Origin of the sequence: Corallococcus sp. bb12-1 (assembly GCF_026626765.1) — a bacterium.
GTDB lineage: Bacteria > Myxococcota > Myxococcia > Myxococcales > Myxococcaceae > Corallococcus > Corallococcus terminator.
In genome coordinates, this window is sequence record NZ_JAPNJZ010000008.1 from 1 (window position 1) to 22,039 (window position 22,039).

Annotated in this window: 15 protein-coding genes and 2 tRNA genes; 3 read left to right on the forward strand and 14 right to left on the reverse strand. The window is 69.3% G+C overall.

Annotated features, from left to right (window positions below):
• From OV208_RS13745 to dnaK, 5 genes are all read right to left on the reverse strand, one after another.
• Positions 1 to 1,961, reverse strand: a 1,961-nt coding sequence (locus OV208_RS13745) for a vWA domain-containing protein (RefSeq protein WP_267574295.1), incomplete at its 3' end; no start/stop codon positions are given.
• Between the two features lie 35 nt (positions 1,962 to 1,996).
• Positions 1,997 to 4,525: an AAA family ATPase gene (locus tag OV208_RS13750; RefSeq protein WP_267574296.1), complete on the reverse strand. Its 2,529-nt coding sequence runs from the start codon at positions 4,523 to 4,525 to the stop codon at positions 1,997 to 1,999.
• A 51-nt stretch (positions 4,526 to 4,576) separates the two neighbouring features.
• Entirely contained in the window at positions 4,577 to 4,984 is a 408-nt protein-coding gene (locus tag OV208_RS13755; protein WP_267574297.1) for a thiol-disulfide oxidoreductase DCC family protein, read from the reverse strand.
• A gap of 36 nt (positions 4,985 to 5,020) precedes the next feature.
• On the reverse strand, positions 5,021 to 5,881 hold the full coding sequence (locus OV208_RS13760) for a hypothetical protein (RefSeq protein ID WP_267574298.1): 861 nt from the start codon (positions 5,879 to 5,881) through the stop codon (positions 5,021 to 5,023).
• Positions 5,882 to 6,115: 234 nt separating this feature from the next.
• Complete coding sequence (gene dnaK / locus OV208_RS13765; RefSeq protein ID WP_267574299.1) at positions 6,116 to 8,029, reverse strand: molecular chaperone DnaK; 1,914 nt, start codon at positions 8,027 to 8,029, stop codon at positions 6,116 to 6,118.
• 407 nt (positions 8,030 to 8,436) lie between these two features.
• On the opposite strand from dnaK, the gene OV208_RS13770 reads away from it, so the two are divergent.
• Entirely contained in the window at positions 8,437 to 9,525 is a 1,089-nt protein-coding gene (locus tag OV208_RS13770) for a diacylglycerol/lipid kinase family protein (RefSeq protein ID WP_120541622.1), read from the forward strand.
• A 73-nt stretch (positions 9,526 to 9,598) separates the two neighbouring features.
• Here the strand turns inward: OV208_RS13770 and OV208_RS13775 are convergent, their stop codons facing one another.
• The 5 genes from OV208_RS13775 to greB all read right to left on the reverse strand — a co-directional run bounded on the left by OV208_RS13775 (position 9,599) and on the right by greB (position 13,858).
• Positions 9,599 to 10,360, reverse strand: a complete 762-nt coding sequence (locus OV208_RS13775) for an SAM-dependent methyltransferase (RefSeq protein ID WP_267574300.1) — start codon at positions 10,358 to 10,360, stop codon at positions 9,599 to 9,601.
• An 88-nt stretch (positions 10,361 to 10,448) separates the two neighbouring features.
• Positions 10,449 to 10,766 (reverse strand): YbeD family protein, encoded by a 318-nt coding sequence (locus tag OV208_RS13780; RefSeq protein ID WP_267574301.1) that lies wholly within the window; start codon positions 10,764 to 10,766, stop codon positions 10,449 to 10,451.
• A gap of 31 nt (positions 10,767 to 10,797) precedes the next feature.
• The gene (locus OV208_RS13785; RefSeq protein WP_120541625.1) at positions 10,798 to 12,117 is read right to left on the reverse strand and encodes a PhoH family protein; all 1,320 of its coding nucleotides are present in this window, start codon (positions 12,115 to 12,117) and stop codon (positions 10,798 to 10,800) included.
• A gap of 196 nt (positions 12,118 to 12,313) precedes the next feature.
• A complete protein-coding gene (locus tag OV208_RS13790) occupies positions 12,314 to 13,312 on the reverse strand; it encodes a deacetylase (protein ID WP_267574302.1) in 999 nt (332 codons plus the stop codon).
• A 9-nt stretch (positions 13,313 to 13,321) separates the two neighbouring features.
• The gene (gene greB, locus OV208_RS13795) at positions 13,322 to 13,858 is read right to left on the reverse strand and encodes a transcription elongation factor GreB (protein WP_267574303.1); all 537 of its coding nucleotides are present in this window, start codon (positions 13,856 to 13,858) and stop codon (positions 13,322 to 13,324) included.
• 184 nt (positions 13,859 to 14,042) lie between these two features.
• Here greB and OV208_RS13800 point away from each other — a divergent pair.
• Together OV208_RS13800 and OV208_RS13805 are read left to right on the forward strand one after the other, a co-directional pair.
• Positions 14,043 to 14,115: transfer RNA gene (locus tag OV208_RS13800), tRNA-Lys, on the forward strand.
• 23 nt (positions 14,116 to 14,138) lie between these two features.
• Positions 14,139 to 14,211, forward strand: a tRNA-Glu gene (locus OV208_RS13805).
• 201 nt (positions 14,212 to 14,412) lie between these two features.
• On the opposite strand, the gene OV208_RS13810 is transcribed toward OV208_RS13805, so the two are convergent.
• The 4 genes from OV208_RS13810 to dinB all read right to left on the reverse strand — a co-directional run bounded on the left by OV208_RS13810 (position 14,413) and on the right by dinB (position 22,038).
• Positions 14,413 to 14,610: a hypothetical protein gene (locus OV208_RS13810; RefSeq protein WP_267574304.1), complete on the reverse strand. Its 198-nt coding sequence runs from the start codon at positions 14,608 to 14,610 to the stop codon at positions 14,413 to 14,415.
• 374 nt (positions 14,611 to 14,984) lie between these two features.
• Positions 14,985 to 17,063 carry a sodium-translocating pyrophosphatase gene (locus tag OV208_RS13815; protein ID WP_267574305.1) on the reverse strand — a complete coding sequence of 693 codons (2,079 nt, stop codon included), beginning with the start codon at positions 17,061 to 17,063 and terminating at the stop codon, positions 14,985 to 14,987.
• A gap of 545 nt (positions 17,064 to 17,608) precedes the next feature.
• Positions 17,609 to 20,881, reverse strand: a complete 3,273-nt coding sequence (gene fabD, locus OV208_RS13820; RefSeq protein WP_267574315.1) for an ACP S-malonyltransferase — start codon at positions 20,879 to 20,881, stop codon at positions 17,609 to 17,611.
• 41 nt (positions 20,882 to 20,922) lie between these two features.
• On the reverse strand, positions 20,923 to 22,038 hold the full coding sequence (gene dinB, locus OV208_RS13825) for a DNA polymerase IV (RefSeq protein WP_267574306.1): 1,116 nt from the start codon (positions 22,036 to 22,038) through the stop codon (positions 20,923 to 20,925).
• Position 22,039: the final 1 nt, after the last annotated feature.

A 22,039-nucleotide genomic window follows, 5' to 3' on the forward strand; every position in this document is an offset into this window, starting at 1 on the left:
CCGGCCGCCACCGCCTCCAGTGCGTCCAGGTGCGGCCCCAGCGCCTCCAGTGCCTCCAGCGTGGCCGGGATGTCGCGCGGCAGCAGCGTGCGCCAGGGTGTGTCGAACTCGGTGCGAGCCCAGCGGATCTCCTCGTCGGAGAGCGGATGGTAGAAGGCACGGCCTCCGGCGGCGCGCTGTTCGAGCACCAGGGACTTGAGGTCGGCGTTCTCCTCGCCCAGCGAGATGAAGCTCAGCGCGATGTCCAGGTCCCCCATCGGCGCGCGGGTGCGGCGGATGAGCTCCAGGTCCACGCGGTCCTCGCCATCGGTGATGAGCACCACCGTGGCGCGGGCGAGGTAGGGGTCCTTGCCCTGCGCGGCGCGGATGGAGTCGAACGCGGACAGGAGGGCCAGGGAGATGTCCGTCTGCCCCTCCGCGGGCGAGTCGCGGAAGAGCTTTTCAATCTGCCGCGTCGCCTCCGCGGCGGTGTCCACGCGGGCCAGCTCCGTGGGCACGTCGTTGAAGAAGCTGAAGTAGAGCGGATCAAAGGCTTCGTTGCGCCGGGCCTTGACCCGCAGGTTGTTGAGCTCCGCGATGATCAGCGCATCGCGGAAGCGGGCCCGCGCACCGTGCATGGAGCCCGACGCGTCGCAGACGTAGACGCGCACGGAGGTGCGCTTCACCTTGCGCGGCTTGGGCGGAGGCGCGTCGTCCAGGTAGGTGCGCACCAACTGCCGGTGCGCGGCCAGGTCCTGGAGTATCCGCCGCGGGTCGGTGATGACGAACTGGTGGAGTTCGTCCAGGCTTCCCGTCGTGGAGAACGACATCGTCTGCGTCGGATAGGGCACCTGGCGTGGGACGGCGCGCGCGGCGGTGGTGTTCGCTTCGAGGATCTCCTCGGACAGCGAATCCTCCACGTCGAAGAAGCGCGCGCACCCGGCCGCCAGGTCGAACGTGGCCAGTTGTTCCGGCTTGAGCGAGAACGCCAGGTCCGCGAGCCGCTCGTCCGGAGCATCCTCCGCCTGACGGTCCACGTCCTCGACGTCCGCTTCCCCGAGCCACCGGACCAGCGACTCCGACTCCGCCTCCTCCACCATCCGCGTCAGCCGGGGCTCCGGGGGAAGCAACGGCGTCAGCGCGCTCCGGGCCGCGGCGGCCAGCACCGGGTCTCCGGCTTCCAGGGCGCGCTCGTAGAGGCCCTGCAACGAGCGATAGGCGCCCCGAGGATCCTTGTGGGCCGTCTCCCGCACGCCCCGCACCAGCGCTTCCAGGGAACGCGTGGGAGGCACTTCACGCACACGCTCGCGCGCCTCCGCCACGTCGTTGCGCAGCGCCATGCTCCGCGCGCGGTCCGCGTCCGTGCCCAGGCGAAGCAGCATCTCGTGGGCCAGGTCCAGGTCGCGCCGCTTCTGCACCAGGTCGATGACGTTCTCACGCGCCCGGGTGGCCAGCAGCTCGGCGACCGCCAGTTTCGCGCTGGCAGGGGGCCGCTGGTGATCCGCGTCGCCGGGACGGTCGAAGATTTCAAACGGCGCATCGTCCTCCAGCCGCTCCAGCGGGCGTCCGAAGAGGTCCGCCACCTTCACCGCGCGGGCCAGGCGCACGAAGCCCCGGTCCAGCGCGGTGAGCGCGCCCGCTGGCATCTCACCGGAGCGATGCGCGCGCTCCACGCGCCGCAGACACTCCTCGAACTCCTCCAGCGCCTGGGCCGCGCGTCCCGCCAGGCCCTGCGCGAGCACCCCGGCCCTGCCCCGCTGGGTGCCCAGCGCGAGCAGCAACCGCGCATCCGCCGCGGTGTGGACGCCCACCCGATCCAACTCGCGGTCGAGCGCCACGAGCACCGGCAGGGACAGGTCCTCCGGCCCCTTCACCTTGCGGCCGAAGGGCCAGGACCACGACGCGCTGCCCCGCCCCGGCGCCGCGGGCTGACGCAGGGCATCCAGGCGCTGCCGCAACTGGGTGAGTCGCCGCGCCAGCACGTCTCAGCGCCGCCTTCCGGCCACGGGTGCCACGCTCACAGCGCGGTCCGCCGCTCCAGCACCTGCCGGCTGAAGCGTCCGAAGTCCTCGTCGATGCCGCGAAGCTGGGCGGACAGCTTTCGCGCGCTGCCTCCCAACTCGCCCGGGAGCGTCTCCAACATGCCCAGCGTGGCCTTGAGCCGCACCAGCTCCCCCTCCTTGAGCGCGAGCAACGGGAAGCGGCTTCGGACCAGCCGCTCGAAGGTGCGCTCCGCGTCACCGCGCGCGGTCAGGGACTCCGGCGTGGGCAGCGCGGACAACAACTGCGTCAACCAACTGCGCAGGTACTTGATGCGCGACTGGAGGAAGGACAGCTCCGCCTCGGCCACCGCCGCGCGCACCGAGTCGGAGAGGAACGCCGCCGCGGAGGGAGGTCGCGCCGCCATCAACTGGCCGTCCAGGCCCACCAGCGCCGCCAGCTCCCCGTCCGGCGCCTGCGTGGTCAATTCGCCCCGGTAGTAGGTGTACGCATCGCCGTTGAGTACAGCCGTGGGCGCCGGAGGGGGACTCGCCACCTCGCGCGACAACACGCGGGCGTGCTCCCGCAGGCGCGTCTCCATCAGCTCGCGGCACTCGATGAGCACGGGTTCGGCCGTCACGCCCTCGCGCCGCAGGTTCTCCGCCACCGCCTGCACCGCGCGACCGTACTGTTCGATGCGCTCGAACGGAGTCGCGCCCAGCACCTCGCGCGCGTACGCCACGCTCAGCGGCTTGAGCAGCTCCTGCTTCAATCCGGCCTGCGAGGGGTCCAGCGCCGTCAGTGCCTTCTCCAATTGCGTGAGGCGCCGCGAGTCCGCGGAGAGCGCGTCCAGCGGATCCTTGCGCCCCCGGGGCGACCCCGCGGGGAACGCCGCCGACACCCGGCGCCGCAGCGCCGTCACCACCCGCTGGCGCGTGTTCCGGTCGGCCTCGCGCAAGGGTTCGTGAAGGGAAGGCACGGTCTCCGTGAGGAGCACCGCCAGCGAGCCCATCACCCCCAGCTCCTCCTCCAGGTTCTCCGCGAGCCCGACCAGCCACTCCATCTTCACGCTGTCCTCGAACGCGAGCCCCTCCGCCGCGGACGCGCTCATCTCCAGCGCCTGCTCCAGGAATCGCGCGGACGCCTCGCACAGCGCGGCATGGCCCGGCCGCAGCTCCGGCACGGCGCGGCACAGCTCCAGCACATCGCGGATGGCGGTGAGCAGCGCCACGCCGCCCCTGCCCTCCCCCTGCCCCGCCATGCCCCGCGACAGCCGCTGCTCCAGCGCCGCCACCAGCGCACGCGCCGCCACCAGCAGCGGGGCCCGGTTCTGTCCGTGGCGCGGACCCGGCACCAGCTTGCCCAGCACGCCGCGCGCGGTGCTGGACACCACGCCCGCCTGCCAGTTGCGGCTCAGCGCCTCCGCGGCGGTCACGTCGTCGGCGGCCGCGAGCGTCGTCGCCTCGCGCTCCACGCCTCCGCCCAGCTCCTGGCGCACCTTGCCCAGCACCTCGTCGAAGGTGCGCTGCTCCAGCCGGACGATCTCCAACTGCGCCCGCTCGCGCGGATCCACCGCCGTCTTGAGCAGCGCGTCCGCCTCCGCCGCGGGCGGACCTCCCAGCAGGAAGAACCAGCGCAGCGCGTCCAGGTCCTCCACCGTCGCCTCGAGCGCCCGGTCCGGGCGGCGGTAGATCTGATCGCGCACCACCGCCGCCTTCAGCGTCCACAGCGCCTTCACCACCGACCGCTGGGAGAAGTACTTCGTGGGCACGTAGTCCGGCAGCTTCGACACCTGCGCCACCAGCGAGCGCTCCAGCGCGTCCGTCAGCATCTCCACGCCTTCGAGCACGTTGCCGGGCACCTTCACCTGCGCCACCGCGTCCTGGAGCAGATCCAACTGCTGCAGCGTCAGCGTGGCGTGCAGGTCCGGCCGCGTGCCGTGCACGAAGCGGTGCAGCATCGCGGCCCGGCTCTCCCGCCGGGCGAAGGCCTTGGGCACGAAGCAGATGAAGCTCAGCCGGTCCGCGAACGCCAGCAGCAGCTCCGGCGAGCGCGCGAGCACCTCCGTGAGGTAGCGGTTGCTCGTCATCACGACGCACTCGGTGCGTCCGGCCGTCACCTTGCGGCCGTGCTTCAGCTCCCGCTCGTACATCACGTTGAGGATGGAGCGCAGCAGCATGTCCCGGCCGTCGAAGACTTCATCCAGGAACGCGTGCACCGAGCCCAGCATGCCCTCGTCGGTGAGGTACTCCGTGCGTCCCGTCTCCGTGAGGACCTTGAAGTCCACCGGCCCGATGAGGTCCGTCTGCAGGGTGGATTCGGCGATCTGCTTGGAGAACAGCGAGGGCAGCCCCGACGTCTCGTCGGTGATGCGACCCAGGACGGCGCTGGCCACCGCGCTCTTGGCCGTCCCGGGAGGTCCCACCACCAGCACGTGCTCACGACACAGCAGCGCCAGTTCGATCTGCGTGAAGAGCGTCTCCCGCTCCAGGTACGTCTCCCGAAGCTCCCCGAAGAAGCGACGAAAGGACTGGGCGGCCTGCAGGTAGGGAGGAGGCGAGGTCACGGAGGCCCAGAGGAGAGCGGGGAAGGCCGCATGCTACCCGCCTCCCTTCCCCTATTTGAAGTGCACCGCGCAGGCCCCGTCGGGGCAGTTGCGACCCGCGATGCGGAAGCGGTAGCGGGCCACCATCCCATAAACCGCATCCGCGAGCTGGCGCAGGCCCGGCACGTAGTACACGTACAGCAGCCGGCCCAACGGGCGTCGCCCCAGGGCCCGGACAATGGCTTCAGCGCCCTCCAGCACCCGGCCGTCCGCCTGGATGAGCTGCATGGCCTTCTCGCACCGTTCGGGGGTGACCCCCGGGAAGGCGTCCAGGACGCCCTCGTCGCGGAACGAGAGCAGCTTCGTGCCCTGGTTGCCCACCAGCTTCTGCATCTCCCTGGCGGCCCCGCTGCAGATGCGGCAGTGGCTGTCGTAGAGGACCACGTCATGTCCCGGCGGCGTTGTCTGAAGCGTCGTCACGCGTCACCTCCCCACGAACCTTCCGTGCCTTCCATGCTAACGGGCCTTGAGCATTTCATGCAGCTGGCCGTGCACGCTGCGCCAGATGTCGTGCTGTCGTTCAATGGGATCCATCAGCGCGAGCCCCACCGACGTCGCCGGAGAGCTCCCCTGGAAGGCTGAATACTGTCGGATGCGCGTGCCCCCGGTGCCGTCGTCGTCGAAGATGAAACGGTTGGTGCCGCGCAAAGGGTGACCATCCAGCGTGGTGATGTGGACGGTGCGCTGTTCCGCATCGAGCTTCACGGTGATGGGCGCCCACACCGGCGGCGGCCCCTGTTCCTCCAGGAACAGCCGGGCACCGTCCGTCAGCGAACTCGCCGCGGGCCTGAGGGAGATGCCCGCCGCGCCGAAGAGCAGCTCCGGGTGGCTCACGAAGGACGTGTAGGCCTCCTTCGCCGACACGCCCGGAAGGGTGCTGGTGTAGTCCGTCAGCGACGTGGGCGAGCCCGCGATGGGTGGGCTTGGCTCCAGGTGCCCCAGCTGCTTGCGCGCGTAGGCGTCCATCGAGGGGCCCACATCCAGCGCCACGCTGACGGCCGCCGCCTGGGTCTGCTCCAGCAGCCGCGCCCCCTGCTTCACCTGCTCCTTCAGGGAGCCCGTGGGCCGGGGCGGAAAGGCGCCACTCACGCCGAAGTCGAAGCCGTTGCCCTCCGCTCCCCTGGGAGCCACCTGGGAGGCCCGCGCGGAGGTCGAGGCCGGCGCGCCTCCCCCCCGGAACACCTCCACCGAGTTGGCCGGCACCGCCGACAGCGGACGAGAAGCGGACTGGGGGCCAGCGGAGGCGGGACCAGACGGGACTTCGGCCGCGGTGAGGTCGGGGAGGAGGCCGGACAACTGGGACTCGATACGGGACATGGCGGAGCACCTTCCTGAAGGACAGCGAGGAACCCGCCCGTCCCTTGCAGTGCCTCGGCCACCCCGGGTCCGCGTGAAATCACAGGGTTGAAGTCCGCGAACATCCTGCGTCCGGCCTCCCCGTCCACCGCCGTGGAAGGAGCGCGGCGCAAAAGAACAGGACCGGGGCCCCTCATCGGAGCACCGGCCCTGGATGTTCAGCTCCCGCCGCGCGGCGGCGGGGACCTCACGTTCTTACGACTGGCGGAACTCGGCATCCACCACGTCGTCCTTCGCGGCCGGCTGGGCGCTGGAGCCCGGCGCGGCGTTCGGCTCGCCACCCGGAGGAGGCGTGGCACCCGGCGCGCCGCCGGTGGCGCGGTACATCTCCTCCGCCGCCTTGAAGCTGGCCTGCTGGAGCTTGTCCAGGGCCGCCTTGATGGCGTCCTTGTCCTGCCCCTCGCGGACCGCGTTCAGCTCCGCGACACCGTCCTCGATGGCCTTCGCCACCTCGGGGGTGAGCTTGTCCTTGTTCTCCTTGACCATCTTCTCCGCGGCGTAGGACTGGCTCTCCGCCTGGTTCTTCACTTCGATCAGCTCGCGACGCGCCTTGTCCGCGGCCTCGTTGCTGCGAGCGTCGGTGACCATCTTCTCCACTTCGTCCTTCGACAGACCGGACGAGTGGCTGATGGTGACCTTCGTCTCCTTGCCCGTCGCCTTGTCCTTGGCGTTGACGTTCAAGATGCCGTTCGCGTCGATGTCGAACGTCACTTCAATCTGCGGCACGCCGCGCGGCGCGGGGGGCATGCCCGTCAGGTGGAAGCGGCCGAGGCTGCGGTTGTCGCCCGCCATCTCGCGCTCACCCTGCACCACGTGGATCTCCACCTGCGTCTGACCGTCCGCCGCAGTGGAGAAGGTCTCCGACTTGCGCGTGGGGATGGTCGTGTTGCGCTCGATGAGCTTCGTCATCACGCCGCCCAGCGTCTCCACACCCAGCGACAGCGGCGTCACGTCCAGCAGGAGGATGTCCTTCACCTCGCCGGAGAGCACGCCGGCCTGCACCGCGGCGCCCACGGCCACGACCTCGTCCGGGTTCACCGTGCGGTTCGGCTCCTTGCCGAACAGCCGCTTCACGGCCTCCTGCACCATCGGGATGCGCGTGGAACCGCCCACGAGCACGACCTCGTTGAGGTCCTTCGGATCCAGGCCCGAGTCCTTCAGGCACTTGCGGCACGGCTCCAGTGAACGCTCGACCAGATCGCTGATCATCTGCTCGAACTTGGCGCGCGTGAGCTTCACGTTCAGGTGCTTGGGACCTGAGGCGTCCGCCGTGAGGAACGGCAGGTTGATGTCCGTCTGCATCGCGCTGGACAGCTCGATCTTCGCCTTCTCCGCCGCCTCCTTCAGGCGCTGGAGGACCATCTTGTCCTTGGTGACGTCGAGCCCGGTGTCCTTCTTGAACTCGCTGATCAGCCAGTCCATGATCCGCAGGTCGATGTTGTCACCGCCCAGGTGCGTGTCGCCGTTGGTGGCCAGCACGTCCACGACGTTCTCGCCCACTTCCAGGATGGACACGTCGAAGGTGCCGCCGCCGAAGTCGTAGACGGCGATCTTCTCATCCTTCTTCTTGTCCATGCCGTACGCGAGCGCGGCCGCGGTGGGCTCGTTCACGATGCGGCGCACCGTGAGGCCAGCGATCTCGCCCGCGTCCTTGGTGGCCTGGCGCTGGGCGTCGTTGAAGTACGCCGGGACGGTGATGACCGCCTCCGTCACCTTCTCACCCAGGTAGTTCTCCGCGGCGCGCTTGAGCTTCAAGAGCACCTGCGCGCTGATCTCCGGCGCGCTGAACTGCTTGCCGCTGATGTCCACGCGCGCATCGCCATTGGGGCCCCGGGCCACCTTGTAGGGGACGAGCTTCGCCTCCTCGGTGGTCTCCTCGTACCGGCGGCCCATGAAGCGCTTCACCGAATAGATGGTCTGCTCCGGGTTGGTGATGGCCTGACGCTTCGCCACCTGACCGACCAGGCGCTCCCCATCCTTCGTGAACGCGACCACGGAAGGCGTGGTGGGGGTACCCTCTTCGTTGACGATGACCTTGGGCTCGCGACCCTCCATGATCGCCACCACGCTGTTCGTGGTGCCCAGGTCGATTCCGATAATCTTGCCCACGGTTCCCATCCTCTGGAAATGACTGCGTTTTTCCTGCGAAATCCCGATGTAAGCCCAACGTAACCACCCCCCCTGGCGTGTCAAACGCGAGGGAGGGTTTCCCCGTGAGGCCCGGGCGCCCAGGGCAAAGGTGATGACGCTCCCTGCGTAGCGCAGTGCGCAGTCCAGGACAGGGGCCCTGTCACCTGCCCGCCATCCACGCGCCACGGGTGCGTAACGCGCTCTACACCGCCGTCACCCGCCGGTAGCAACCGAGCGGTCACATTGGCCACCAACAAACCGTGCAACCCCTTGAAACTCCAGTGACCACCTCGACTGACGCCTCGCGTCAGCCGTTGGCGAGAAAAGTGCACAGTCCCAACCGCGTCATCGCTGTCATGCCTGCCCCCCTCCCCCTGGAGTCGTCCATGCTGGTCCAGCCCCTTCGTTCCACGGACTTCCGCCGCTCCCCGTCGGCGCTTCCGTCCGCCGAACCGAAGGTCGCGGTCATGCTGAACGCGAACGCCCGCAAGGTGGACGCCCGGGTGGTCAAGCTGCTGTCGCACGTGGTGCCGGAGGAGGACCTCTTCCTTTCGCGCTCGCCGTTGGACGCGCGCCGCATCGCGCAGACGGTGCTGGAGCGGGGCTACCCCACGGTGTTCACCGGCGGCGGCGACGGCACCTTCATGGGCTTCGTCAATGAGGTGCTGCAGCAGGTGGGCCCGCGCGGGAAGTTCGCCGGGCAGGCCGCGCCGCGCTTCGGCATCCTCAAGCTGGGCACGGGCAACGGCATCGCGGCGTTCGTCAACGCCTCCAGCACCCGGGGCGACGGCATCCTCAACGACGTGGTGCGGGCGCGCGCGGCGGAGTTCCCCAGCGTGCGCACCATGGACCTGGTGCAGGTGGACGGCCAGCGCGCGCCCTTCGCGGGGCTGGGCGTGGATGGCAAGGTGCTCAACGATTACATCGCCGTGAAGGAGACCCTGGGCAAGGGCATGTTCAAGCGGGTCATGTCCGGCGGTGGCGGCTACTTCTCCGCGGTGGCCTTCAAGACGGTGCCGCACTACCTCACCAGCTCCGTGCTGGTGGAGTGCGAAGTCGTCAATGGCGCGTCGGAGGCGTACCGCCTGGGCGCGGAAGGCCACGAGGTGGGCGGCCCCATCGCGCCGGGCGCCGTGCTCTTCCGGGGCAAGCTGATGATGGCCGCCGCGGGCACCATGCCCTTCTACGGCTACGGCTTCCGCATGTTCCCCTACGCCAATGACCGCCGGGGCTTCATGCAGTTGCGCCTGGGCCAGGTGTCGCCCACGCAGGTGCTGGCCAACCTGCCCCGCCTCTGGAACGGCCGCTGGGCCCCGGAAGGCCTGCACGACTTCCACGCGAAGGACGTCACCATCCGCTTCGCGCGCCCCATGCCCTTCCAGGTCGGCGGCGACGCGGCCGGCTACCGCGAGCAGCTCACGCTGTCGGTGGCCTCGGAATCCATCGAGCTGCTCGACTTCAACGGCGTGCAGTAACTCGAAGGTGGGGGCCCTTCGTCACGGGCCCTTCAGGTGAGGGGCGGTGATGCCCCCCAACCACAAGCGGCGTTCAGCCCCGGTCGCGCGACGCGGGGGGCTTCTCACCCGGTTCCTTGCGCCGTCCCACCGCGAACGCGTAGCTGACGCCCGGCCGCTGGTTGTGCTCCTGGTGCAGGGCCAGCTCCTCGCGGAGGGCCGCGCTCTCCGGTGCGGCGCCCTGGGGCAGGTGCGCTTCCATGTCCCGGTAGAGCGCCTCCAGCTCCGTGTCGTGCAGCGACTCCACGGATTCCGGCTCGTAGCCGGCGCCCTCCAGCGCCTGGAGCAGCTCGCGCGGCAGGAGCAGCGGCGCGCCCAGGCGCTTCTCCCAGAACTCCAGCACCGGCTTGGGCGTGAAGCGACCCACGCGCGCCGGGAAGGTGAAGCCCACGCGGCCGCGCTTGCCCAGCAGCGCGCGGAACACGCGCAGCGACACGTCCAGCGGGTACTGCACGCGCCCCGGCACGAGGATGCCGTGGAAGGGTCCGTCCAACATGCCCAGCGCATCCGGGGCCACGCGGCGCACCTCGATGCGATCCGACAGGCCCTGCGAACGCACGCGCTCGCGCACGGGCGACACCAGGGCTTCGTCGGTGTCCACGGCCACCACGGAGCACCGCAGCTCCTCGGCCAGCAGCACGGCGGCGCCGCCCTCGGGCCCACAGCCGAGCACGAGCACACGCGAGCCCGGGTCCAGCTGGGCCACCTTGGCGAAGCGGCGCGTGGCGTCGTCGGAGCCGAACGCGCGCTGCGCACCCGGCGGGTGGTACAGCGGGAATGGCTCGGCGGGACTCATGCCACCCTCATATACGCAGCCCGGCCGGACTTCCAGCCACCGCACGCCCCGTTCCCCACCCTGGGATGGGCCCCGCGCGGCGCCTGCCTCACAGGTAGTAGACGATGCGGGGATCCTCGTGCAGCGCTTCGTAGATGGCGCGGCGTTGCTCCTCGGACAGCAGGAACACCGCCACGCCCAGGGAGATGTAGTTGCCCTTGCTACTGGGCTTCACCTGGATGGAGTCCGGGGACACCTCCGTCCCCATCTTCCGCCTGAAGAGCTGGCGCACGTGTTCAGCGAAGTCGAGCGTGTCACCGCTCGACACCTTGCCCATCACCTTGAACTCGTAGGTGGTGGGGTACTCGATGAGGGGCTTCTTCTCCTCACCGGGGGCCGCGGGCTTGTCGGAGCCGTCCTGGGTCATGACATCTCTCGCAATGGAGACCGCGGGTGCCTCACAGCAGGTTGGCCGACAGCTCGGCCAACATGCTGCGCTCGCCCTTGGCCATGGTGATGTGGCCGGCGATCTTCTCGTTCTTGAAGCGGTTGACCACGTGCACGAGCCCGTTGTTGGTCGAATCGACGTACGGGTTGTCGATCTGGAACGGGTCGCCGGTGAGGATGATCTTCGTGTTGTCGCCCACGCGGGTGAGGATGGTCTTCACCTCGTGGGGGGTGAGGTTCTGCGCCTCGTCCACGATGATGAACTGGTTGGGGATGCTGCGTCCACGGATGTACGTGAGCGGTTCGATCTCCATCAGCCCCAGGTCCATCAGCTCGTGGTGGCCGCGCCCGGCCTTCTTGTCCGCGCGGCTCAGGTTCATGAGGAACTCCACGTTGTCGAAGATGGGCTGCATCCAGGGATTGAGCTTCTCCTCGACGCTGCCCGGCAGGTAGCCGATGTCACGGCCCAGGGGGAAGATGGGCCGGCTGACCAGCAGCTTGTGGTACAGCCCCTCCTCCGTCACCTTCTGCAGGCCCGCGGCGATGGCGAGCAGCGTCTTGCCCGTGCCCGCCTTGCCCACGATGGTCACGAGCTTGATCTCGTCGTTGAGCAGGAGGTCCAGGCAGAACGCCTGCTCCATGTTGCGCGGACGGATGCCCCAGGTGCCTTCCTTGCTCTGGCGCGCGAGCGGCACGAGCCGCGCCTTGGTCGCGTTGAAGCGCGCCATCGCCGTATGGGACGGGTTGAGTTCGTCCTTGAGCAGCACCAACTGGTTGGGGAAGAGCCGGTCCTGCTGCGGAATCTCCACCTCGCCGCCGGGCTTGTAGAGCTGATCCACCAGCTCCCGGGGCGCGAGCAGTTCGGTGAAGCCGGTGTAGAGGTCGGTGATCTCCACGCGCTCGGTGTCGAAGTCCTGGGCGGACAGGCCCAGGGCGTCGGCGCGGATGCGCAGGTTGGTGTCCTTGGTGATGAAGACGGCCTGGGTCTCCGGCTCCTTCTCCATCAGGTCCAGGGCCACCGCGAGGATGCGGTTGTCCACCAGGTTGCTGTCCACCATGGACGACGGCAGCGCGCGGTCGGTGAAGCTCACGCGCAGCATCCCGCCGTGCGGCAGCGGGACGCCCTCCTTCAGGGAGCCTTCGGCGCGGAAGGAATCCAGGTAGCGCGCCACCAGTCGCGCATTGCGTCCCAGTTCGGAGAGGTCGCGCTTGAAGTTATCGACCTCCTCGATGACGTAGATGGGGATGATGACGTTGTTGTCCTTGAACCCGTAGATGCTGCGGGGGTCATGGAGGAGGACGTTCGTGTCGAGGATGAAGTTCTTTCGCATCGAGGGCTTCGCGACCTGACCTGGTTCGGGTGCGATTGCGGACGGCGAGCGACGGACGAGGACGACTGCTGAACCCAATATACGCACCGAACGAGGGGGCACCACCGGCATTCCCGTCCAGGACGCTGAAGTGACGTCCAAAAGAGCACGGCCACCGTCCATGTCGCGCCCGGGCGCGACCGTCCCAGGGCCGCCCTCAGGCGCCCGCGATGGACCGCAGGGACGGTGACGCGCGGTCCCAGCCCTCCGCCAAGGACGATGCGGGGGACAGCGGATCATACCCGAGCAGCTCCACCACCCTTTCGGGCGGGGGGCCAGGGGGCATCTGGGCCCAGGGGAAGCGCGCCTGCAGGGCTTCTTCATCCAGGGTCAGGGACTGCTTCGCGTTGAAGCGCTGCGCTTCGTGCCAGCCGCGCGTGTCCAGGCGCCGGGACAGACGGCGGGACAGGGGGCTGATCATCGCGGAGGGCGCGAACAGGGTGGGCTGTCCCTGCTCGTCCCGCATGCAGCCCAGCTCCACGGCCCAGGCCAGGAGCCAGCGCGGCCAGCCCCGTCCGGCGCGGCGAAGGGCGCTGAAGCGGCCCTGGGCGGCGCCGTCCACGAAGGCGTAGCGCGGTTCGTAGACGCATGCCGCCGCGAACGTCGCGGGCATCAGCGCCACGGCCTCCGCGCCGATGCGGCGGGCCATCAGGTGCAGCAGCTCCAGGATGTCGTTCGACAGGGACAGCCCGGGGTGGAGCTGCCCGGGAAGCGGCGGACGGTTCCAGTCGAAGGGGCGTCCGGGGTGCTGCAACAGGAGGCTGTCCACGTAGAGCAGCGGGGCCTCCGCGGCCGCGTGGGTGAAGCCCACCTCCGCGCCCAGGGCCCGGCGCAGGGACAGGTCCGCGACGGGCGTGTGGTAGCGGCGGCTCCAGAAGGTGAGGCGCGGCTGGAACGGCTCCTGGCAGGACAGGCGCAGCTCGAAGGGGCCCACCCGCTCCTCCAGCCGCTGGGTGAAGCCGTAGGCGGCCAGGGCGCGCTCCAGGCCCTCGCGGCTGTAGGTCTCGAACGCCAGGGCCACGCGGTCGCCGCTGGACTCCAGGCCCAGATCGTCCAGGGACAGGGACTCGCCTTCGGAGGAAGACAGGTCCAGGCCGCTCAAGCGCGGGTAGGTGCGGCGCAACCGGGGACTGATCTGCGGCGTCCGGGAGGGCATGGGAGCGTCCTAGTCGTAACGAATGTCCACCAGGGTGAGTTCAATCTCGCCCCGGGGGCGCCGCACCTCCACGGTGTCACCCGGGGATTTGCGCAGGAGCGCGCGGCCCATGGGTGACTCGACGCTGATGCGGCCACCGGTGGCGTCGATCTCATCCGAGCCGACAATCTGGTACGTGAGCTTCGTTCCGCCCTCGTCCTCCAGGGTCACCGTGGCCCCGAAGTAGACTTTCGTGCGATCCCCCTGTTCCGAAGGGGTGACGATGGTGGCCGTGTCCAGGCGCTTCGAAAGGAAGCGGATGCGCCGGTCGATCTCCCGGAGGCGCTTCTTGCCGTAGATGTATTCGGCGTTTTCTGAACGGTCGCCCTGGGCGGCGGCGGCGGAGACCTCGGCGGTGACCTTGGGGCGCGCCTCGTTGAGGAGCTGGAGCAGCTCCTTGTGCATGCGCTCGGCCCCTGCCCGGGTGAGGTAGCGGCGCAGCGGTGCATGCTCCCCCTCCTCTTCGTCCTCGGGGGCTTCGGGCGGGTCGGGAACTTCCTGGGCCATGCTCCTGTGTATAGCCCTGGACGCTGACAGACGGCTGCCGCCGGCCGGGCGGATGTTCACCCGGAGGTGGGAAGGGCTTGTCAGGTCGCGGGGGCTGCGATCGCCAGTGGAAGTCCTGGGGCGCTGCTGGTAGGAAGCGCCTCGCGACAGCCGAGCAGTTGGTGGCGGCGAAAAAAAGAATAGCGAGTCGCTAGCTCAGCTGGTAGAGCACCGGCCTTTTAAGCCGAGGGTCGGGGGTTCGAGCCCCCCGCGACTCAAAGCAGTGAAGCGCAGTGCAGACGTCCCCGTCGTCTAGAGGCCCAGGACACTGGCCTTTCAAGCCGGCGACACGGGTTCGAATCCCGTCGGGGACACAGTAAGCCGAGGCCGGAAGCCGCTGAGCACCAGCGGTTTCCGGCCTCGGTGTTTTTCAGGCTCTGGCGCGTGCCCATGGAGGTCTCCACGCGAGAGACCCGGGGCCCCCCCTTCTCCCTCATCGGCGAAGGAGCACGGCGAGCCACCTCGCATGAGGAGGGGGCGACGGAACGTTCGGCGGATGCGGCGACGCGCCCACGTCAGAGGGACGGCTGCTCCCTCTGCATCAGCCCTTCCACCTGGCGTTGGAGGGCCTGCACCCGGTGGAGCTTCCGCCTGAGCTCCTCGCGCAGCGCACGCGCGTCGGTGTGGATGGCCTCCTCACGCAGCTCCCGGATGCTTTCAGCCAGGCAGGCGTGGAGAAGGTGGAGTTGCTGCTGGGAGAGCTCCAGGACCATGGGACACCTTTCTGTCAGCGGATCAGTCGTGGCACTCCTCCCTCACACCCGAGGGAGCGGGTACGAGCGCGCGCGTCAGGGCCGGAGGGGCCGCTGCTGCTCCTGATGGCCTGGTGCGCGGGCGGTCGCGGAACACATGAAGTGTAAGCACGCGCTCGCCCACCGCCCCATGCCCGTTCCAATGGCTCCTGGGTGTCAGGTGTCCTGCGTCCGCGACTCAAGCCACTACCGGGGGCGGGCGGCCTTTCCAGGCCACGCCTGCTTCCCACCGGGGCTCCGAGTCACCGTGCGGCCCCTCAAGTGGGGCCGCGGGTGCTTACCGCCATTCGCGAAGCGGCGCCTCTGACTTGGAGGCGCCGCACCGCGAGCACTGACTACCGCAGCGCGATGAGCGAGGCCACGAGCAGCGAGACGACGCTCATGACCTTGATGAGGATGGCCACGCCAGGACCGGAGGTGTCCTTGAACGGGTCACCCACCATGTCGCCGACGACGGCGGCCTTGTGGACCGCCGAGCCCTTCGCGTGGCCCGGCAGCTTGCCCTTCTCGATGTACTTCTTGGCGTTGTCCCACGCGCCACCCGCGTTGGCCATGTAGAGGGCCATCGTGGCGCCGACGACGAGCGCGCCGGCCAGGAGGCCCGCGAGCGCCGAGGGCCCCAGCACGTAGCCCACCAGCGGCGGGGCGACGATGGCGACGAGGCCCGGGAAGATCATCTCGCGCAGCGCGCTCTTGGTCGCGATGTCGACGATCTTCTTGGGATCCGGATCCGCCTTGAGCTCCATCAGGCCCGGGATCTCACGGAACTGACGGCCAATCTCCTCGACGATGGCGCCGGCGGCGCGGCCCACGGCGAGCATCGTCGAAGCGCCCACCAGGAACGGCAGGATGGAGCCCAGCAGCATGCCCACGATGACGTTCGGGTTGGTCAGCAGCAGGCTCATCTCCGGCAGGCCGGCGGCAAGCCGCGTGTGGTTGACCTCGAGGTTGAACGCGGAGAAGAGCGCGATGACGGTGAGCGTCGCCGAACCGATGGCGAAGCCCTTGCCGATGGCCGCCGTGGTGTTGCCCACCGCGTCCAGCTCGTCGGTGATGGCGCGCACTTCGGGGCCGAGCCCCGACATCTCGGAGATGCCGCCCGCGTTGTCGGAGATGGGGCCGTAGGCGTCCACCGTCATCACGACGGCCGTGCCGCCCAGCATGCCCACCGCCGCCATCGCGATGCCGTACAGGCCGAGCGCCCGGTCCGCGATGTACGCCACCAGGGCAATGGTGGCCATCGAGATGCCCACGCTCTCCATGCCGACAGCGAGGCCGCGGATGAGGTTGGTGCCCGCACCCGTGATGGAGGCCTCCGCGATGCGCTGCACCGGCGTGGACGACGTGTAGTAGTCCGTGACGAGGCCGATGATGGCACCGCCGAAGGCGCCCGCGGCCAGCGCCACCGTGATGTCCTGGGACAGGCCGAACACATTCATCATCACGAACGACAGGCCCACCAGGATGACGGGGGGCATGATGAGCGCGCTGCGCAGCACCTGCGCGGGGTTCATGTGCTTGAGGGCACGTGCGATGAAGATGCTCAGCAGGCTGACAATCAGGCCCACCGCGGAGAGCACGAGCGGAAGCACCACGCCCGCGGTCCTCGCGAGCCCCGTCGCCGAGGGGTCCACCACGAGGCGGGACAGGTCCCCCGCGCTGGCGGTCAGCGCGATCGCCATCGCGGCGACCAGGGCCGCCACCATGGACTCGTAGATGTCGGCGCCCATGCCGGCCACGTCGCCGACGTTGTCACCCACGTTGTCCGCGATGACGCCGGGGTTGCGCGGATCATCCTCGGGGATGTTCTCGATGACCTTGCCGGCGATGTCGGAGCCGACGTCGGCCGCCTTGGTGTAGATGCCGCCGCCCACGCGCGCGAAGAGCGCGATGGAGCTCGCGCCCACGGCGAAGGAGTGGAGGATGGGGGCCAGCTGCGCGCTCTTCTGGAACACGTAGTAGACGCCGCCCATGCCGATCAGACCCAGGCCGGCGACGGCGAGGCCCATCACGGCGCCGCCATCCAGCGCGACCAGGAGCGCGTTCGGCTTCGAACCGGTGCGCGCGGCCTGCGCGGTGCGCACGTTCGCGAACGTCGCGGCCTTCATGCCGATGTAGCCCGCGAGCAGCGACAGGAACGCGCCCAGCACGAAGCTCGCGCTCGCGATCCACCCCAGCGTCAGGCCGATGATCACCGCGACGACCGCGCAGTAGGCCGCAAGCACCTTGTACTCGCGGACGAGGAACGCCATCGCGCCTTCGCGGATGTAGCCCGCGATGCGATTCATGGTCGCGTCACCGTCCGGGAGGCCCTTGACGCGGAAGTAGAAGAACGCAGAGAAGAGCAGCCCCACGGCGCCGACGACGCCCGGTGCGACTGTCCAGAAATTCGACTCGAGACTCGACAACTCCATCCGTTCCTCCGGAGCAGTCGCGGGGGACAGACCTCCCCCCCTGCGGGCCGCTCGTGTGCCGCAAAATTTGGTACGGGGCCTATACGTGATTTCAGCGCACACGGGGAGCCTCCTCGAAACGCATCCGCAGGATGGGAGGCCCGTGACCTGGTGCAGCGGAACGGCCGGGGGCCACCGACGAGGGCTGCTCCAGCCACACCCCGCCGGGGCGCATTCACCCCGGGAGCGCTTGCGAACGCCCTTGGAACTCCCACCGGCTGTCTCCCCAATGCCGCCCAAGCAGAAGGGGCCCCGAGCACTGAAGGAACCGGCCCGTAGGATTGAAGTGCCCGGATTCATTCATGATTCAGCCCAAGGCGCAGGCCCCATCGCGGGTCGAGGCCCCCTCCTCCACGGGCCCGAATCCCAGCGGGGATCCTGGGCAACCCCATAAGTACCCGGAAATACAGGGTGCTTACAGGGTGGGTCCGCTCATGGCTCCGGGACTGAAGCCCGGTCCGCGCCGAGGCCTCCGGCAGCGTCCCCGGGACAGGGCGGGGATGCCCTCACCCCACATCCCGCTGACGCCGCGGCGCATCCACCGTCGCCCCCTGCCCCAGCAGCGCGGCCGACTCATCCATCAGCAGGACCGCCAGCGCATCCACATGCCGGTTGCGCCACGACGCGAAAGGGCCACCCTCGAGCCAGGCGTTCGCCGCCCCCATCGCAGGACCGCATGGGATGTGGAACTGCGTCTGCTGCTGCGCCACTCCGTCCCGGGCGGAGTCGAAGGCCCGGTCCAGGTAGGCGCGGAAGACGAGCGCCATCCTGGATTTGGGGTTGCGCTCCGCGAGGGCCCGCGACTCCTCCGGGAGCTCTGCGGCGACACGCGCCCAGACGTGGCCCAGGGGCTCGCCGAACCAACGCTCCTCCAGCATCCGCCGCGTCTCCGGCGAGAGGTCCTCCAGCGATGGGTTCTCTCGATAGACGTCATGGAGCTTGTTCGCCCGCGCGGGGAAGAAGAGTCCGCGCTTGAGCACCTGCGCGCGTCCGCCAAGCTCGAAGGAGGACGTGTCCGGCACATAGGCCGTGTCGTGGATGCTGGCATTCGCCAGCAGGTCCTTGACCCGTTCGCTCGTGGCCGCCTCCACGGTGCACTGGTTGATGGAGCCCGTGGAGATGAAGTCCGCCCCCATCATGAACGCCGCCGCGGCACCGACGGGCGACCCGATTCCGCCTGCCAACCCCATCCGCACGCCGCGCGCGCCGGGATGAAGCTGTCGTTGACGAAGCCGTTCGAAGACGGGGAAGAGGGCCAGCGCGGCCCCCTGCTCGGTCGTGGCCGCGCAATCCGCGCGAACACAAAGGTCCGAAGCCATGCTCAATCCCGGGGCGAGCTGCGCCTCGTCCCGTCGAAGCTGACCGGCCTCGACCAGCTCCGCGACCAGCTCCGCGGGAGGGGGCGCCAGGAAGCGCTCCGCCATTTCCAGCCGGGACGTCTTGGCGATGATTCCGTGGGGCGCCCTCACCACGCCGTCCGGGCCCCGTGACACGCCCTTGAGCCGATACAGGACCAGCGCCGGGGTGATTCGCACATGGTCCGAGGCTTCGATGACCCGCACCCCGCATCGCAGGAGGAGCCGCACGCGCTCCGCCTCGTTCGCCCCCGCACGCAGGTCCACCGCGAAGGCGGCGTGGGCACCCGCGCGCCGGCGAACCTCCGCGATGTCCGCTTCCACCTGGGCCGCGGGCAGGCCCCAGCTCCCAAGCACTCCCAGGATGCCCGAGCGGGCCAGCCGGGACACCAGCTCCACCCCCGACACCCCCTTGCCCATGGGCCCTGTGTAGTACGCGTAGCGCACCCCATGTTCGTCACGGAAGGCCGCGTCGCCCAGCGCGCTGCCCGGCGTCAGCGGGGACCGCGCGGGCTCTTCCTTCCGCGCGGAAGGCGGCGCGGAGACAAGACCCAACGGCACGGAGGGAACGGGCTGGAGGGCAACCCGCTCCCGCGGGAGTTCGACGGGCGGGGACGCAGCATCGATCTCCGACAGCATGCGGGTCAGCACCTGGGTGTTCCCGAGTTCCTCGATGTCCATCCCGCCCAGGGAACGAAGGAAGCGCACGCACTCATACCAACGCACGGGGCTGCATAGCTGCGCCGCCAGATTGGCGACCAGCGCCCCGGGCGCATGGGGTCGTGCGGTCGCGTTGGCGAGGACGGGAAACGCGGGGTCACGCAGCGGCTGTGTCGAAAGGAAGGCGGCGAACTCCCGCGCCACCGGCTCCATGTATCGCGAATGGAATGCGGCGCTCACATTCAGCCGGACATACCTTGCGCCAACCGCCTCCAGGAAGGACTGGGCCCGCTCGATGTCTTCTGGGGGACCGGAGAGGACGGTCTGCCGTGGCGTGTTGAGGTTGGCCACGTCCAGGGAGTCCAGGCGCCTGGTGCGGAGCACGTCGCGAAGTGTCTCCTCGTCCGGGCCGATGACCGCCGCCATGGCCCCGCCATCCACGGCCGCCATGAGCGCTCCGCGCTTCTGGACGAGCCGCACGCCCGTCTCGAAGTCGAAGGCTCCCGCGGCGAACAGCGCGTTGTATTCACCCAGGCTGTGCCCCGCGGCGGCATCCGGTGCGCGCCCGGTGTGTTCGCGCCATTGAAGGTAGGCCAACGCGCCCACCACGAAGAGGGCGGGCTGGGTGTACTGCGTCCTGCTCAATTGCTTGCGCGGATCCTCCAGACACAGCTCGCGCACGTCATACCCCAGGATGTCATTGGCGTGCTCCGTCAGCACGGGGAAGGCCTTGAACAGGTCTCGCCCCATTCCCTTCTGCTGCGCGCCCTGACCGGCAAAAACGACGGCCTTCATGTGTGCTCCCTTTCGCGTGCGCCGCGTGTGCATTGCCTGCCGCAGACCCAAGAAGTTGCGCATGTCCCGGCTGGACATCGTGAGGATCGGGAAGACGCGATGGGCCTCCGCCCGGCCCAGCACGGCACGTGCGTAGGTCGCCAGGGTTCCAGACGGCCCCACATCCACGTAGACCGTCTCCGGCGTGTCCAGGGCCTGGAGCGACTGTTGAAACAGGATGGGATTGCGCAGGACAGACCACAGGTGCGCTGCGTCGAAGCAGTCCACCGGCCGGGTCGTCGCACAGGAGATGACCGGCAGCGTGGGGGAGCTGGGCACGACGGCGGCCAGCGCCTGTCGACACAGGGCTTCGGCGGGATCGATCAGGGAGGAGTGAAACCCCTGCCCCACCGCGATGGGCTGGCTCACCACGCCGAGGGACTCGAGGTAGGCGCCCACCTCGTGCCGGTGCCCGTCGCGCACCACCACCGCGACATAACCGTCGAAGTTGCACGCGGCCAGCTCGCACCGGGTCCGCAGGAAGGCATCATCCCTCACCCACGCTTCGCTCTTCAGGATTCCCAGCAGCGACGCCGGCTCGCAGGTCGCGGTGATGGCATCCGTGTGCTGGCGGAAGAGGGCCTGCATCTGCTCGAAGTCGAGCGCCCCGGCGATGATTCCAGCCGCCGTCTCCCCCAGGCTCGTTCCCAACAGCAGATCCGGCGCGAGGTCCTCGTCCATCAGCGTCCGGGCCAGGGCGCACTGGAGCGTGAGCAGGGCGGCGGAACCGCGCTTCAAGTCGGAGAAGTCATCCCCGCGGGCTCGCGCATCGGCGTAGAGGTCCTCCAGGACGGAGGCCCCCGAGGACTTCACGGTGCGCGCGTCGTAATGCCGCATCCACCTCGCGAACCCCGGATGCTGCTCGAAGAGTTCGCGGCCCATCTGGAAGTACTGCGAGCCCATTCCAGAAAACATGAACACCGTTCGCATCTGACTCACGGGCCAGCCCCCTCACTCCCTGCGGAAAGACTTCAGGACATCACCGGGCGTCCGAAGAGATCGAGCTGCGCGCCCACTCCCGGCTCCTGGGCCCGAGGCGCGAACCCGGACACGCGCAACCCCAACAAACGCGCGGGCCCCCAATCCTTCTCAAGGAGTTCCCCGCCCACCTCGCGCGCCAGCCGTTCGAGCCCTCCGGCATCGGCGAGCCCCGAGGGGGCGCTGCCCGACTGGGCGAGCCGCGTCCAGTCCACCCGCGTGATCATCACCGAGAGGTTCCGGGGCCGGACCCTTGCGAGGTCGACACGCTCGGACAGGCGCTGCACCAACGCCGTCAGTTCCGCGAACAACCCTTCCCGGTCCGCGACGTCTGTCTCGAACGTCCGCGCCACCGAGGCGGACGTCGGTTCTCCGCGAGGGCTCACGGGCGTCGAGTCCCGCGCCCGGGAGCGCTCATGCAACATCTGCGCGGTGCGCGGTCCGAAGTGCCGTTGGAGCATGGCCAGGTCGCACTCCCTCAACGCCGGCACATTCGCCACGCCCAGGCTCCGCAGCCGGCTCAGGGAGGCCTCGCCCAGGCCGAAGATGGACTCGAGGCCCTGCGCGTCCACGAAGTCCCGCGCCGCCTCGGGTGCCACCAGGAACACGCCATTGGGCTTGGCCTTCTTGGATGCCATCTTGGCGAGCGACTTGTTGAAGGACACCCCCGCGGAGCACGTCAGGCCCGTGCGCGCGTGGACGGCCTCGCGCAGTTTTTCGGCGAGGTCCCGCGCGTCCTCCAGGGTGTGGGTGCACCGCGACACGTCGAGCCACGCCTCATCCAGTGACAGCCCCTCCACCACATCGGAGAAACGCTTCAGCACGGCGAACACCTGCTCGGACACCTCCCGGTAGCGCGCCATGCGCGGGACCCGAAAAGCCCCTTGGGGACAGAGCCGTTCGGCCAGGGTGTAGGGCATCCCCGAGCGCACCCCCCGCGCCCGCGCCACCCCGTTCGTGGAGGCCACCACGCCACGCCCCCCCAGGCTCCGCCCGATCACCAGGGGCCCGGACTTGAGCGAGGGCTGATCCAACTCCTCCACCGAAGCGAAGAAGGTGTCCATGTCCACATGCAGGATGCGCGTGTCCGGGGGAGGAGGGGTTTGCACG

What these genes read in the sequence shown, in the direction of transcription:
- OV208_RS13790 (WP_267574302.1), bottom strand. Translation starts at nt 13,312, where the DNA reads ATGCCCTCCCGGACGCCGCAGATCAGTCCCCGGTTGCGCCGCACCTAC.
- fabD (WP_267574315.1), bottom strand. Translation starts at nt 20,881, where the DNA reads ATGCGAACGGTGTTCATGTTTTCTGGAATGGGCTCGCAGTACTTCCAG.
- greB (WP_267574303.1), bottom strand. Translation starts at nt 13,858, where the DNA reads ATGGCCCAGGAAGTTCCCGACCCGCCCGAAGCCCCCGAGGACGAAGAG.
- OV208_RS13780 (WP_267574301.1), bottom strand. Translation starts at nt 10,766, where the DNA reads ATGACCCAGGACGGCTCCGACAAGCCCGCGGCCCCCGGTGAGGAGAAG.
- OV208_RS13775 (WP_267574300.1), bottom strand. Translation starts at nt 10,360, where the DNA reads ATGAGTCCCGCCGAGCCATTCCCGCTGTACCACCCGCCGGGTGCGCAG.
- OV208_RS13810 (WP_267574304.1), bottom strand. Translation starts at nt 14,610, where the DNA reads ATGGTCCTGGAGCTCTCCCAGCAGCAACTCCACCTTCTCCACGCCTGC.
- OV208_RS13760 (WP_267574298.1), bottom strand. Translation starts at nt 5,881, where the DNA reads ATGTCCCGTATCGAGTCCCAGTTGTCCGGCCTCCTCCCCGACCTCACC.
- OV208_RS13815 (WP_267574305.1), bottom strand. Translation starts at nt 17,063, where the DNA reads ATGGAGTTGTCGAGTCTCGAGTCGAATTTCTGGACAGTCGCACCGGGC.
- OV208_RS13785 (WP_120541625.1), bottom strand. Translation starts at nt 12,117, where the DNA reads ATGCGAAAGAACTTCATCCTCGACACGAACGTCCTCCTCCATGACCCC.
- OV208_RS13770 (WP_120541622.1), top strand. Translation starts at nt 8,437, where the DNA reads ATGCTGGTCCAGCCCCTTCGTTCCACGGACTTCCGCCGCTCCCCGTCG.